Origin of the sequence: Arthrobacter sp. zg-Y20 (assembly GCF_030142075.1) — a bacterium.
GTDB lineage: Bacteria > Actinomycetota > Actinomycetes > Actinomycetales > Micrococcaceae > Arthrobacter_B.
In genome coordinates this window covers 2404455-2417595 of sequence record NZ_CP126241.1, presented here as the reverse complement: position 1 = coordinate 2417595, position 13141 = coordinate 2404455, and the positions used below count along the sequence as shown (strand labels likewise).

The 13141-nt window shown below is 67.7% G+C and carries 12 protein-coding genes; 9 read left to right on the top strand and 3 right to left on the bottom strand.

The annotated features are described in order from the left end of the window. Window positions 1-19: 19 nt before the first annotated feature. Entirely contained in the window at window positions 20-364 is a 345-nt protein-coding gene (locus QNO06_RS11610) for an Rv1322 family protein (RefSeq protein WP_227913858.1), read from the top strand. Here QNO06_RS11610 and QNO06_RS11605 read toward each other — a convergent pair. Beyond that, window positions 361-1719: an AI-2E family transporter gene (locus tag QNO06_RS11605; protein WP_442860184.1), complete on the bottom strand. Its 1359-nt coding sequence runs from the start codon at window positions 1717-1719 to the stop codon at window positions 361-363. The two genes, QNO06_RS11610 and QNO06_RS11605, sit on opposite strands and share 4 nt — an antisense overlap. 299 nt (window positions 1720-2018) lie before the next feature. Here QNO06_RS11605 and QNO06_RS11600 point away from each other — a divergent pair, with 299 nt between their 5' ends. From QNO06_RS11600 to QNO06_RS11570, 7 genes are all read left to right on the top strand, one after another. Then, window positions 2019-3695, top strand: coding sequence for a DUF8094 domain-containing protein (locus QNO06_RS11600; protein ID WP_227913859.1), 1677 nt, complete (start codon window positions 2019-2021; stop codon window positions 3693-3695). A gap of 107 nt (window positions 3696-3802) precedes the next feature. Then, on the top strand, window positions 3803-4777 hold the full coding sequence (locus tag QNO06_RS11595) for a co-chaperone YbbN (protein ID WP_227913860.1): 975 nt from the start codon (window positions 3803-3805) through the stop codon (window positions 4775-4777). 16 nt (window positions 4778-4793) lie between these two features. Further along, window positions 4794-5915, top strand: coding sequence for an NADH:flavin oxidoreductase/NADH oxidase (locus QNO06_RS11590; protein ID WP_227913861.1), 1122 nt, complete (start codon window positions 4794-4796; stop codon window positions 5913-5915). A 136-nt stretch (window positions 5916-6051) separates the two neighbouring features. Further along, on the top strand, window positions 6052-6825 hold the full coding sequence (locus QNO06_RS11585) for an ABC transporter ATP-binding protein (RefSeq protein WP_227913862.1): 774 nt from the start codon (window positions 6052-6054) through the stop codon (window positions 6823-6825). Further along, window positions 6807-8384, top strand: coding sequence for a transporter (locus QNO06_RS11580; RefSeq protein ID WP_227913863.1), 1578 nt, complete (start codon window positions 6807-6809; stop codon window positions 8382-8384). Before QNO06_RS11585 ends, QNO06_RS11580 begins: the two co-directional genes overlap by 19 nt. A gap of 24 nt (window positions 8385-8408) precedes the next feature. Further along, window positions 8409-8717: a DUF3039 domain-containing protein gene (locus QNO06_RS11575; RefSeq protein WP_227918249.1), complete on the top strand. Its 309-nt coding sequence runs from the start codon at window positions 8409-8411 to the stop codon at window positions 8715-8717. A 184-nt stretch (window positions 8718-8901) separates the two neighbouring features. Next, a complete protein-coding gene (locus QNO06_RS11570; RefSeq protein WP_227913865.1) occupies window positions 8902-10701 on the top strand; it encodes a DEAD/DEAH box helicase in 1800 nt (599 codons plus the stop codon). A 62-nt stretch (window positions 10702-10763) separates the two neighbouring features. Here the strand turns inward: QNO06_RS11570 and QNO06_RS11565 are convergent, their stop codons facing one another. Next, the gene (locus QNO06_RS11565) at window positions 10764-11381 is read right to left on the bottom strand and encodes an isochorismatase family protein (RefSeq protein WP_284162459.1); all 618 of its coding nucleotides are present in this window, start codon (window positions 11379-11381) and stop codon (window positions 10764-10766) included. 2 nt (window positions 11382-11383) lie between these two features. Then, window positions 11384-12709, bottom strand: coding sequence for a nicotinate phosphoribosyltransferase (locus QNO06_RS11560; RefSeq protein ID WP_227913866.1), 1326 nt, complete (start codon window positions 12707-12709; stop codon window positions 11384-11386). 86 nt (window positions 12710-12795) lie between these two features. Between QNO06_RS11560 and clpS the strand changes: the two genes are divergently transcribed. Then, window positions 12796-13104 carry an ATP-dependent Clp protease adapter ClpS gene (clpS, locus tag QNO06_RS11555; RefSeq protein ID WP_227913867.1) on the top strand — a complete coding sequence of 103 codons (309 nt, stop codon included), beginning with the start codon at window positions 12796-12798 and terminating at the stop codon, window positions 13102-13104. The last annotated feature ends 37 nt before the right edge of the window (window positions 13105-13141 follow it).

The following is a 13141-nucleotide window of genomic DNA, read 5'->3' as shown; positions in this document are numbered from 1 at the left end:
CTGCGGCAAAATGACTTACATGCCCCGTTCCAACCGTCCCCGCCGCGCGCCCGCCGCCGGCAGCCCCGCCGGAAGGAATGCCCGGCGCAAGTGGGCCGCTGCGGCCCCGGACATGGATCTGGAGCGTACCCGCGCCGGAATTCCGCACCATGAGAGCGGCCCCGACGGAGAATGGTCCGTGCGGCAGATCACCGCCAAGAACGCTGCCAAGGACTATCGGTGCCCCGGCTGCGGGCAGGTCATTCCGCCCGGAACTCCGCACCTGGTGGTCTGGCAGGAGGACTCGCTGCTGGGCCGGCAGGCGGCAGTGGAGGGCCGCCGGCACTGGCACAGCCACTGCTGGCGGATCCGCCGCCGATACTAGTGGTGGTCCTGGCGGGCGATAAAGACTTCCTTGAGCAGCAGCAGGATCGCAGCCGCAGTGGGAATGGCGATGAGTGCGCCGAGGACGCCCAGCAGGGTGCCGCCGGCGATCACCGCGATGACGGCCACCGCCCCGGGCACCGCCACGGCGCGCTGCATCACCCGCGGCGAAACAAAATACGCTTCGAACTGCAGGTAGGCCATGTACAGGATGGCGAACACGACAGCCGTCTGCCACCCCACGGTCAGTGCCACCAGTGACACCAGGACCAGCGCGATGGGCGGACCCACCAGCGGGATGAAGGCCAGCAGCGCCACCAGGAACGCGAGCAGCACCGAGAACGGTACCCCGGTAATCGTCATCACAATGAACGCGTAGGTGGCGTCGAGGAGGGCTACGAATCCCTGGCCAATCACGTAGTTGCCCACGCTGCCGGTGATTTCCTCGGACAGGGCTTCCACCCGCCGGCGGCGGCTGCGCGGGGCGAGCCGGTAGGCCCACTTCTTCATGGAGGGCAGGGAGGCCAGGAAATACAGGGTCAGGACCAGGATGATCAACGCGCCGAACAGGCCGTTGGCAATCACGGTGCCAACGCTGAGGACCCCGCCGAACACCCCGCCCACGGCATCACCGTTCGAGAAGAACTTCGTGACCTCCTCGTCGATCCGGTCACGTACCTTGAACTGCCGGTCAATGTTAATGAAGAAGTCCGAGGCCAGGAAGTTATCGACGTAGCCCGGCGCCTTGGAAATAATTTCCGAGGTCTGGCTGACGATTGTGGGAATCAGTGTTGCGAAGAAGGCGGCGACGACGCCGGCCAGCACCAGCACCGTGATGGCGATGCCTGCGGGACGGGGGATGCGCCGGGCCGCGAGCCAGCGGACCACCGGGTCCAGCCCCAGGGCAATGAAGAGCGCGGCCCCGATCCACACCAGCAACTCGCCCACGTTGGTGATGACGAAGTACAGCAGCAGGGCCAGCCCCACGCCCACGGTGAGCATAAAGCCGAAGTAAATGGGATGGGTACGCAGGCTGTGGACGTCGGGTTCGGCATGCTCGGCACCGCTGATGCTCAGGCGTTCATCCGGCAGCCGGACCTCTGGATCCACTACGACTTCGGGCGTTTCCTCCGGCGGAAACTCGAAGCGCCGCCGGGGCCGGGCGCCCGGCACTCCGTGGCGCAGGCTGTACCGCACCCGGTCCGATGCCGTGGAGAGGAACCCGGGCATCCGCGTCCGCCCCGCTGCCCCGCGGGTACCGCCGGTCTCCGTTGAATCGGGGTTTGCCGTGCGGGGTCCCTTCGCAGCCGGTCCGGGGAGCGGTGCGTGGACAGGCACGTCCTCGTTCTCGCTCATTTGCGTACGCTCTCCCTCTGCTGTTTTTGCCTCTTGGTACGTTGCGAAACCCTATCAGCCGTGGCCCTTTGCGGTCCGTTCCTCCCGCATCCTCGGCGGCATCCCCGCACCCGGACAGCAGCGGGCGCCGGCGGCGCGAATGGGAGGTGGAACGGGATTTCGTTACCATTGGGTTATAAAGTGCCAGGACAACTAATAAACCGCCGCGCCGGGGCCACCGTATATGAGGCCCCGCTCCCGCCTGCCCGGGGCAGGGATGCGGCCGCCCAGAGATGTCGTTGACTGAAGATAGGTAAGTTGTGCGAAACAAATTTGCAGTTCCGCTGATCGTCCTTGGGGTGTTGCTGATGCTGGTAGGCATTGGGCAGCGCACCATTTGGGCGCCCCCGGAGACCGAATCGGCGTCCGCTGCCGTCAGCGACGCCAAAGCACCGGTGACCGTCCTCGACGCGGAACTGCTGGCCGGCTATCCGGACGGCGTGGAAATCACGGTCCGCCAGGATGCCCCCTTCACCTTGGCGGTTGGCCGGGCCAACGACGTCGAAGCGTGGGTAGGCGAAGCCGCCGCCAACCGGCTGGAAGCCGCAGACGGCGACGAGCTGGCCGCAGCCTCCGAACAGGGCGAGGCGAAGACCCCGAATCCTGCCGGTTCCGACCTCTGGGTAGTAGAGGAAGCAGGGGAGGGCGAGCTGTCCTATGACTGGAAGGCGCCGGCTGCGGGCGATTGGGAGATCCTGCTGGCCACCGACGGCACCGCTGCTGCTCCCGGCGACGTGACGCTGACCTGGGAAAGTGACGCCAGCCGGCCGCTTGCCGTTCCGCTGATTGTGCTCGGTGCACTGCTGGCGGTCCTCGGCCTTGCCCTGGGCTTCCTGCGCAGCGGTGACACCCCGCGCCGCGGCGGCCGCCGCAGCGCCGGCCCGGACAACCGTTCTGTTCCCGCCGAAAAGTCACCCAGCTCCACCTCTGCTTTCACCGCCCATGCCCCCGCACGCCGTCGTCCGGCCATGGCGGCAGCTGCCGCCGCGGCGCTGGTACTTGTGGCCACCCCCGCCCCCGCGTTGGCGGAAGAGGGTTCAGCAGGCACCCGCCCGGTTGTGCTGGATTCGCAGCTGGAACGCATCCTTGCCGACGTCGCCGGCACCGTTGAGGCCGGCGATGCGGCGAAGGACGCGAACGCACTGGCACCCCGCGTCGGCGGCTCCGCCTATGCCCTGCGCGAGGCGAACTATGCGGTGGCTGCGAAGGCTGCCGATCACGAAGCTCCGGTTCCGGTGGCTGCGCAGACTCTGCGGACCCAGTCAGTTGCCGCCACCGACAGCTGGCCCCGGACCATCGTCGCCGTCACCCAGGGCGAGGCCAACCCTGTGCCGCAGGCGCTCCTGCTGGTCCAGGCCTCGGCACGCGAGAACTACAAGCTTGTATCAGCCGTCCAGATGCTTCCGGCGAGCACGTTCCCTCAGCCCCCTGCCGCCGGAACCGGCGCTGACCAGATTCCGGCCGATTCCGCCAACGGTCTCCTGATGAGCCCGCAGCAGGCCGTGGCCGCCCTCGCCGATTCGCTGACCAACCCCCAGGGCGACAACAAGGCAACATTCGCCGGAAACCGGTTCACCGAGGACGTAGTGAAGTTCCAGGAACAGGTCAAGACCGACCCCAAGAACGAGTTCGCCACGAACACGTTTACGCACACTGCCGAGCCCTCGGCTACGCACGCGCTGCGCACGGCCGACGGCGGGGCCATCGTTTTCGGCTACCTCGCCAACACGTTCTCCAGCACCCCCAAGGAAGCCGGCGACTCGATCAACTTGGAAGGGACCGTGTACCAGTCGCTCACCGGCCAGGCCAACACCGATGCAGGCATTGACGTGCGCCACGGTGAAGCGGTGATGGTCTACGTTCCTGCCGCCGGGAGCAACAGCCAGGCGCAGGTGGTGGGTGCCGCCCAGCAGCTGTTGGGCGCAACCCTGAAGTAGCTGCGGAGGCGGCGGAGCGCAAGGGATCCGGGGCAAGCCCCGCGCCGCCGGCAGGGATGCGGGCACGGGCTTGCCGGTGACGGGGCGCGGCGTAATAAGGTGAAGAAATGAGCACACCGAACCACCGCCCGTCGCCGGCGGCCCCCTCACCTGTGAACCTGCGGGGTGCAGTCGACCTCTCCGCCCTCAAGGCCCGTTCCGCCGCCCCGCCCGCTGCGGCAGCCGCCGCCCCTGGCTCCGGCCCGGCAGCTGGAGCCGCGCCCGCTTCCTCACCCTTTGTTGTGGAGGTTTCGGAGCAGACCTTCCCGCAGGTGGTGCAGCTTTCCGCTGATGTGCCGGTGGTCATCGACCTGTATTCGCATGCCAGCGCCGAGTCGCAGAATGTTTCAGCGGTCCTGGCCGCCGTCGCCGTCGAGCAGAACGGCAGGATGCTGCTTGCCCGCGTTGACGTTGACGCCTATCCGCAGATTGCCCAGGCCTTCCAGGCTATTGCGGTTCCCACCGTCGCAGCCGTGCTCAAGGGCCAGCCGGTGCCCCTGTTCGACCGGGCCCTGCCCGAAGAACAGATCCGCGCCGTCGTTGCCGAACTGATGCAGGTTGCCGCTACCAACGGCGTCAACGGCGCCCTGGACGGGGCTGCCCCTGAAACGCCGGCCGAAGAGGCCCCGCTGCCTCCGCTGCACCAGGAAGCCTTCGACGCCATCAATGCCGAGGACTATGACGCCGCCGCGGCCGCCTACCGCAAGGCGCTGGCAGAGCAGCCTGCCGACGCAGAAGCCAAGGCCGGCCTGGCACAAGTGGAGCTGATGGCCCGCCTGCGCGGGGTGGACGCCGACGGGATCCGCCGTGCAGGTGCAGAGGAGCCCGACAATGTGCAGGCCCAGCTGGCCGTGGCGGACCTGGACATTGCCGGCGGGCACGTTGAGGACGCCTTCCGGCGCATCACCGGCCTAATCGGGCGGGTGCGCGGCGAGGACCGGGAGACAGCCCGGCTGCGGCTGCTGGATCTCTTCGAAGTAGTGGGTGTATCCGATCCGCGGGTCACTAAGGCCCGTTCCGCCCTCGCCCGGGCACTGTTCTAGGAGGGGCGCTTTTTCCGTGGATACACCATCGCTTTTTGACCCGATCACCCTGCGCGGTTTGGAGCTGGCCCACCGCGGCTGGGTCGCCGCCATGTGCCAGTACTCAGCTGACGCCGTGAATCCCGCGGACCCCGCCAACGCGCCGGGTGTGCCCAATGACTGGCACCTGATGCACCTGGGTTCCTTTGCCGCCGGCGGTGCAGCCCTGATTATCACCGAAGCTGCTGCCGTCAGTCCGGAGGGCCGGATCAGTCCGCAGGATGCCGGCATATGGAATGACGAGCAGGCTGCAGGCTGGCGCCGCATCACCGACTTCGTGCACCGGCACGGTGCCGTGGACGCACGCATCGGCATCCAATTGGCACACGCTGGCCGGAAGGCCTCCACCTATGCTCCCTTTGCGGCCGGGCACGGCAGCGTTCCTCTCGGGGACGGCGGTTGGCAGACGGTGGGTCCCACAGCGGACCCGTTCGGTACCTACGCCCCTCCCGCCGAGCTGGACGAGGCCGGCATCCGCCGGGTCATCTCCGATTTCGCCGACGCAGCGGTCCGCGCGGTGGACGCCGGCTTCGACACCATCGAAATCCACGGTGCACACGGCTACCTCCTGCACCAGTTCCTCAGCCCGCTGGTCAACACACGCACCGATGCATGGGGCGGCAGTGAAGACGGACGCAACCGGCTGACCCTGGCGGTCATTGACGCGGTGCGGGCGGTCATCCCCGAGTCCATGCCCCTGCTGCTGCGAATCTCTGCCACGGACTGGATGCCCGGGGGAGTGGATGCTGAATCTTCGGTGGTCCTGTCCCGGCAGGCGCGGGAACACGGAGTGGACCTCATCGACGTTTCCACCGGCGGAGCGGTTCCGGGTGCCGCTATTCCCGTAGGACCGAACTACCAGGTGGAATACGCGGAGGCCGTCCGCCGCGGAGCGTCCGTTCCCACGGCCGCCGTCGGGCTTATTGACACCGGCGCGCAGGCCGAGCAGGTGCTGCAGGCCGGCTCGGCGGATGCCGTCCTGATTGCCCGGGCCGCCCTGCGCGACCCGCATTGGTGGATGCGAGCCGCGGCCGAGCTGGACGCGAAGCTGCCCTGGGTGCCCCAGTATGAGCGGGCCGCCCGGCCCGGCGGCTTCTAGGGCACGCCGCCCGCCCGGTGCATCCAGATCAGCCGGCGCAGGTAGTCCCCGGGAGGGAGCCTCCCCCGGGGACACGGGCGTGAATCTGGTCCTTTGTGCGGAGCACTCCGGCCCGTCCCGGCGTTAATCTGGTCCCATGACCCAAACACCAGGACCGGCCCCCGCCCTGGCGGTGCGTGGCCTCGCGAAAAGATTCGGCGGCAAGGTGGCCGTGAACGGCATCAGCCTGGACGTGCCCGCCGGTTCGTTCTACGGGCTGGTGGGCCCCAACGGCGCCGGCAAAACCACCATGCTGTCCCTGGCCACCGGGCTCCTCCGCCCGGACCAGGGCACTGCGGCGGTGCACGGCACCGATGTATGGGCCCACCCCCTGGAAGCCAAGCGGCTGATGGGCATCCTGCCGGACGGCGTGCGGCTCTTCGACCGGCTGACCGGCGAGCAGCTGGTGGCCTACGCCGGCCTGCTGCGCGGCATGGACCGGGACACGGTGGCTTCGCGCACCAAGGACCTGCTGGCCGCGATGGACCTCACCGCGGATGCAGGCAAGCTGGTGGTGGACTACTCCGCGGGCATGACCAAAAAGGTGGCGCTTGCTTCCGCGCTTATCCACGCACCGCGGCTGCTGGTCCTGGACGAACCTTTCGAGGCGGTGGATCCGGTCTCCGCCGCCAACATCCGCGACATCCTCTCCGGTTACGTCTCCTCCGGCGGAACCGTAATTGTGTCCAGCCATGTGATGGACCTGGTCCAGCGGATGTGCGACCACGTTGCGGTGGTGGCCAACGGAAACCTGCTGGCGGCGGGCACCGTGGATGAAGTACGCGGAGGCACCAGCCTGGAAGAACGTTTTGTTTCCCTCGTGGGAGGCCGTACACACTCGGAGGGGCTGGAATGGTTGCGCACCTTCTGAGACTGAAGCTGCTGCTGCTGCGCAACTCGCTGCACCGCAGCCCGTGGCAGCTGGTAGGGATCATCCTCGGCGCCCTTTACGCCCTGGGGCTGCTGGCCTTCCTGCTGGCCGCACTGTTCGTGGTCGGCGCGGACCCGGCACTGGCGCGCACCGCCGTCGTGCTTGCCGGTTCCGCCGCCATCCTTGGCTGGGCGCTCATTCCGGTCGTTTTTTCCGGGCTGGATCTGACCCTGGATCCGGCCCGCTTTACCACGTACGCCGTTCCCATGCGGCAGCTGCTGGCGGGGCTGGCCGTGGGCGGGCTCATCGGCATCCCCGGCGCCGCCACGGCGTTGGCCGTACTGGCACAGGCATTGAGCTGGTACCGTTCACCGGCCGCCCTGGCCGCAGCACTGGTGATGGCCGCGGCCGCGTTGTTCACCTGCCTGGTTGCAGCGCGCGTCACGGTTTCTGCAGCGGTGTCCCTGACCGGTTCGCGCCGGTTCCGCGAAGCGAGCACGATGCTCCTGATCATCCCGCTGGTCCTGCTGGGTCCCATCATTTCCGCTGTGGGGGAGGGCATTGCCTCCAGCGGGGACTTCCTTGTCCGCCTGGCGTCCGGCCTGTCCTGGACACCGCTCGGAGCCGTGTGGTCCGTGCCCGGCGACGTGGCCCTGGGCAACTACGGCGCCGCGGCCGCCAAGGCCCTCATCGCTATAGCCTTCCTGGCGGCGCTGGTAGTGGCCTGGAAGCTGCTGCTGCAGCGCGCCCTGGTCAACCCGCCGCAGGCCGCAGCGGCCCGGGGCAAAGCCGGCGGGCTGGGATTGTTCGCCCGGTTCCCGGGCACGCCGTCCGGCGCTGTTGCCGCCCGGGCCATGATCTACTGGCTGCGCGACCCGCGGTACAGCGCTTCGCTGCTGGTTGTGCCGCTGCTGGCCGTGGTCCTGGTCTTCGGATCCAACAGCTACGAGGGCAACGGCACCTGGCTGGTGACCTTGCTGCTTGCTCCGCTGATCGGGTTCCTACTGGGCTTTTCGCTCCACGCCGACGTCGCGTACGACAACACCGCCTTTGCCCTGCACCTGTCCACCGGCGTGAGCGGCCGGGCGGACCGGGCAGGCCGCGCCCTCGCCTGCGCCGTGTTTGCCGTGCCGGCGGTTCTCCTGGCGGCGGTGCTGCCCGGGTTCCTGACCGGCCGGCCGGAGCTGGTGCTGCCGTCCCTGGGCGTGGGGCTGGGCGCGCTGCTGGCGGGCTTGGGCGTGTCCAGCGTCGTTTCTGCGCGGTACACCTACAACGTGCCGCTGCCGGGTGAAAACGCCTTCAAGACACCGCCGGGGTCCACCGGTCGGTCCCTGCTGGTCCAGGGCGTCTTCAGCATGGTCCTGTTCGCCCTGCTGCTGCCGGTGCTGGCACCAGCGGGTGCCGCGGTGGTTACCGGCAGTACGCTCTGGGGTGTTGTGACACTGGCCGCAGGGCTGGTGCTGGGCGGCGGGCTGCTGGTTGCCGGGATCCGTGTAGGTGGCCGCTGGCTGGACGCGCGGGGTCCGGAACTGCTGCAGCAGGTCTCCGTCAACAAGTAGGTGCCGGGTACTAAGATGGTGTCCATGAGCCTGCCCCCAGATCCTTTCGAGAACGATCCCCGCCGCCTGGATGACAACGGGACCTCCACGGCCACCATCGAGCGCGAAGAACTGCGTGAAGAGCTGGAGCCCGGTGACAGCGAACGCTTTGCCCACTACGTGCGCAAGGAAAAAATCATGGAGTCCGCGCTGTCCGGCGAGCCGGTTATTGCCCTGTGCGGCAAGGTCTGGACCCCGGGCCGGGATCCGCAGAAGTTCCCGGTGTGCCCCACCTGCAAGGAAATCTATGAGGGCCTGCGCCCCGAGGGCGACAACCCCAAGGGCAAAAAGTAATACGTCCGTCCGGCCGTCTTGACCGCCCGTTTCCCAGCCTTCTTCTGCTGAAGGCAGTTAGTCCTGATGCCTGCATGACCTATGTGTTGACGCCTGCCCCTGCCGGCAGGTGCTTTGAGCTGTCCCCGTCCGGCGCCCGTACGGCAACAACCAATCGAGAAACTGGAAAGGTTGCGTTCCCAGCGTGAGTTCCGAAACGCTTTTCGGCGCCGGCGCCGGCGCCTCCCTGCCGCCCGCCTATCCTGAACGTGCCGCCTGGGGTACCGCCCCGAAGCTGCGCCAGTGGCAGGCCGAAGCGCTGGAGAAGTACTTTGCTTCCAATGCCAGCGATTTCCTGGCCGTGGCCACCCCCGGCGCCGGTAAAACCACCTTCGCGCTGCGGGTGGCCAACGAACTTGTCGAACGCGGCATCGTTAACCGGATTACCGTCGTCGCGCCCACCGATCACCTGAAGCGGCAGTGGGCCGACGCCGCCGCCAAGGTAGGCCTGGCCATCGACCCGAACTTCAAGAACGCCGACGGCCGGCACGGCCACGGGTTCATCGGTGTCGCCGTCACCTACGCCCAGGTGGCGTCCAAGCCCATGCTGCACCGCGCCAAGACGGAAGCGGCCCGCACCCTGGTGATCCTGGATGAGGTCCACCACGGCGGCGACGCACTGTCCTGGGGCGACGGCATCCGCGAGGCCTTCGAACCGGCGGCCAAGCGGCTGTCCCTCACCGGTACGCCGTTCCGTTCGGACACTGCCGCCATTCCGTTCGTGGAGTACGTCGAAGACCGGGACGGGATCCGCCGGTCCAAGGCGGACTACACCTACGGCTACGGCCAGGCGCTCAAGGACCATGTGGTCCGGCCGGTGATGTTCATGGCGTACTCCGGCCAGATGCGCTGGCGCACCAGCGCCGGAGACGAGATGGCGGCGTCGCTGGGCGAGGCTGCCGTCACCAAGGACATTACGGCCCAGGCCTGGCGCACGGCACTGAACCCCACCGGAGAATGGATTCCGGCCGTGCTCGCCGCGGCTGACCGGCGCCTCACCGAGGTCCGCCGGTCCGTGCCCGACGCCGGCGGCCTGGTGATTGCCACGGACCACGACGACGCGCGGGCCTACGCCGGCTGGTTGAAGAAGATCATGGGGGAATCTCCCACGGTCATCCTTTCCGACGATGCCAAGGCCTCGGAGAAGATCGAAGAGTTCTCCGCCGGTACGCAGCGGTGGATGGTGGCGGTGCGGATGGTGTCCGAAGGCGTGGACGTGCCGCGCCTCGCCGTCGGGGTGTATGCCACCTCCACGGCCACCCCGCTGTTCTTTGCGCAGGCCGTGGGCCGCTTTGTGCGTGCCCGCAAGCGCGGGGAGACCGCCTCGGTGTTCCTGCCCTCGGTGCCGAACCTGATGGCGCTGGCCAACCAGATGGAAGTGGAACGCGACCACGCCCTGGACCGGCCGGACAACCATCTGGAGGAGGAAGGCTTCGGGCTGGAGGACAGCCTGATGGAGGCCGCGAACCGGGAGGAGAAGGCGTCCGGTGAGCTGACCAAGCAGAAATTCGAGGCTCTGGAGTCCCAGGCGTCGTTTGACCGGGTGCTTTTCGACGGCGGCGAGTTCGGCACCGGCGGGGCGCTGGGCAGCGAGGAGGAACAGGACTTCCTCGGGATTCCCGGATTGCTGGATGCAGACCAGATGAGCACGCTGCTGCGCCAGCGCCAGCATGAGCAGCTCTCGCGCAGGGGCCGCCGTTCCGGGGCGGCCGAGGCGCCGCCGGCGGAAGCCCCGGAGGTGGTGGACCACCGCCGGCTCACCGAACTGCGGGGAGAACTGGCCAAGAACGTTTCCGCCTGGTCCGCCCGTTCCGGCATGCCCCACGGGGTGGTGCACAGCGAGCTGCGCCGGATCTGCGGCGGACCGCCCGTGGCCCAGGCCAACGAGGAGCAGCTGAACAAGCGGTTGAAGAAGCTGCAGGACTGGTTCATCGGGCGCAAGTAGCGCCGTGTACGCGTGGAAGGGCCGGACGCATATGCGTCCGGCCCTTCCACGTGTGTGTGCTGCTAGAGGTCGATGATCTCGACGCCGGCGTCTTCCAGTTCCGCCCAGGCGGCCATGGTGGATTCCCGGTTGATGCCGCGGGAAAGTTCCGGAATGACTGCGGTGGTGTAGCCGGCGGCCACTGCGTCCATGGCGGTGGCACGTACGCAGTAGTCGGCGGCCAGGCCCAGGACCACCACCTCGTCCACATCGTTGTCGCGCAGCCAGTCATCCAGGCTCAGCGTCTCTTCGCCGCTGTCCGGTTCCGCTTCGGGCTCACCCAGGGGAACCTCGACGTCCGGGGCCAGCACGCCCTCGAAGCCGGAGTAGGCCGCCTCGTACTGGCCCTTGCGGAAGAAGGCGTCCACCAGTTCGGTGTCCAGGTCAGGGTGCGGCTGGGCCCCGCGTGTGCCGGCCACGCAGTGCCGCGGCCAGGAATTGACCATGTCCGGCGTCTCGGAGAAGTGCGCTCCGGGATCGATGTGCCAGTCCTGCGTGGCGGCCACCAGGTCATAGCGGCCAGCGGAAGTTTCCACGTAATCGGTGATCTCACCGGCAAGGTCGGCTCCGCCGGAGACGGCCAGCGAGCCGCCTTCGCAGAAGTCGTTTTGTACATCGACAATGATCAGGGCACGCGCCATGCTTACTCCTCGTATTCGGTGGGGATTGCCGGTTCGCCGCGCTGCAGGCGGTTTACCGAGGTGGGCAGTTCGGCCAGGGATTCTGCGTGCCGCCGGGCGGCACGCGTGACGGCCTCGGGCCCGGTCCAGCCGGGCAGGATCTCTCCATCGGCAACGAACTGGTGCAGCAGCGGACGGTCGTTGCCGTCGTCGGCCGGGGCGTGGCCGATTCCCACCACCTCGGCGGTTGCCGTGCCGTGTTCGTTCAGCCGGCGCATGGCGTACTTGCGCCCGCCGCGCGAAGCCTTGTTCTTGGCCGCCTTGGCCACGGAAACAAACTCATGGTCATCACCCTCGCGGCTGACCAGTTTGTAGACCATGCCGGCGGTTGGCGCGCCGGAGCCGGTGACCAGGGAGGTCCCGACGCCGTAGGTGTCCACCGGCGCCGAGGCCAGGGCCGCGATGGCGTACTCGTCCAGGTCGGAGGTGACCATGATGCGGGTGCCGGTGTTGCCCAGGTCATCGAGCAGGTCCCGCACCCAGCGGGCCTGCGCCACCAGGTCCCCGGAATCAAGGCGGACGCCGCCCAGCGCCGGTCCGGCCACTTCCACCGCGTTGCGGACGCCCTGTTCGACGTCGTACGTGTCCACCAGCAGCGAGGTGCCCATGCCCAGGGCGGCGGTCTGCGCCGTGAAGGCTTCCTTCTCGGAGTCGTGCAGCAGGGTGAAGGAGTGCGCCGCCGTGCCTACGGTCTTGAGTCCGTAGCGCAGGCCTGCTTCCAGGTTCGATGTGCTGTTGAAGCCGGCAATTACCGCGGCCCGGGCTGCGGCCACGGCTGCTTCCTCATGGGTGCGGCGCGAGCCCATTTCAATGCAGGGGCGGCCGTCTGCGGCCGAGGTCATGCGGGAGGCGGCAGAGGCGATGGCACTGTCATGGTTGAGCATGGACAGCAGCATGGTTTCCAGGATGCACGCTTCCCCGAAGCTGGACTCGACAATTAGCAGGGGCGACTGCGGGAAATAGGCTTCGCCCTCGGCGTACCCGTAGATGTTGCCCGAGAAACGGAAATCCGCCAGCCAGGCGAGGGTGCGCTCGTCCACCACGTTGGTGCGGGCCAGGAAATCCAGCTGCGGTGCATCGAACCGGAAGTTTTCCAGGGCTTCCAGGATGCGGCCGGTTCCGGCAGCAACACCGTAGCGGCGGCCGTCGGGCAGGCGCCGGGCGAAAACCTCGAAGACGGAGCGGCGGGAGGCCGTGCCCGAATGCAGGGCGGCCTGGAGCATGGTCAGCTCGTAATGATCCGTATACAGGGCGGAGTTTGGGGAATGCCAAGCGGCGGGACTGTTCACAGGCAAAACTCTAACCCGCTTATCCCGATTGGGGAGAAGACGCCGCCGCGGCAGTTCGGCACTGAATCCTCACTACAATTGAAGCCATGGCTACCAGCACTGCACCCGGCACGGACACCCTGATACGTGAGGAGACCGAATCCCTTACCGCCGTGGACGTCCCTTGGGTGGTGATCGTGTGGAATGACCCGGTGAACCTCATGAGCTATGTCAGTTACGTCTTCCAGAGCTACTTCAACTACTCGGAGGCCAAGGCGCACCGGCTCATGATGGAGGTGCACCAGGCCGGAAAGTCGGTGGTGGCCACCGGCTCCCGGGAGGCCGCTGAACGCGACACACTGGCGATGCACTCCTACGGGCTGTGGGCCACCTTCCAGAAGGCGGATGCAGCTTAGCCGGCTCCCGGGCCCTTAAACAGGCACCGGTACTTCA

Excerpts from the sequence above, each read along its gene's own strand:
- QNO06_RS11610 (WP_227913858.1), top strand. The coding sequence starts at position 20 with ATGCCCCGTTCCAACCGTCCCCGCCGCGCGCCCGCCGCCGGCAGCCCC.
- QNO06_RS11605 (WP_442860184.1), bottom strand. The coding sequence starts at position 1,719 with ATGAGCGAGAACGAGGACGTGCCTGTCCACGCACCGCTCCCCGGACCG.
- QNO06_RS11595 (WP_227913860.1), top strand. The coding sequence starts at position 3,803 with ATGAGCACACCGAACCACCGCCCGTCGCCGGCGGCCCCCTCACCTGTG.
- QNO06_RS11585 (WP_227913862.1), top strand. The coding sequence starts at position 6,052 with ATGACCCAAACACCAGGACCGGCCCCCGCCCTGGCGGTGCGTGGCCTC.
- QNO06_RS11580 (WP_227913863.1), top strand. The coding sequence starts at position 6,807 with ATGGTTGCGCACCTTCTGAGACTGAAGCTGCTGCTGCTGCGCAACTCG.
- QNO06_RS11575 (WP_227918249.1), top strand. The coding sequence starts at position 8,409 with ATGAGCCTGCCCCCAGATCCTTTCGAGAACGATCCCCGCCGCCTGGAT.
- QNO06_RS11565 (WP_284162459.1), bottom strand. The coding sequence starts at position 11,381 with ATGGCGCGTGCCCTGATCATTGTCGATGTACAAAACGACTTCTGCGAA.
- clpS (WP_227913867.1), top strand. The coding sequence starts at position 12,796 with ATGGCTACCAGCACTGCACCCGGCACGGACACCCTGATACGTGAGGAG.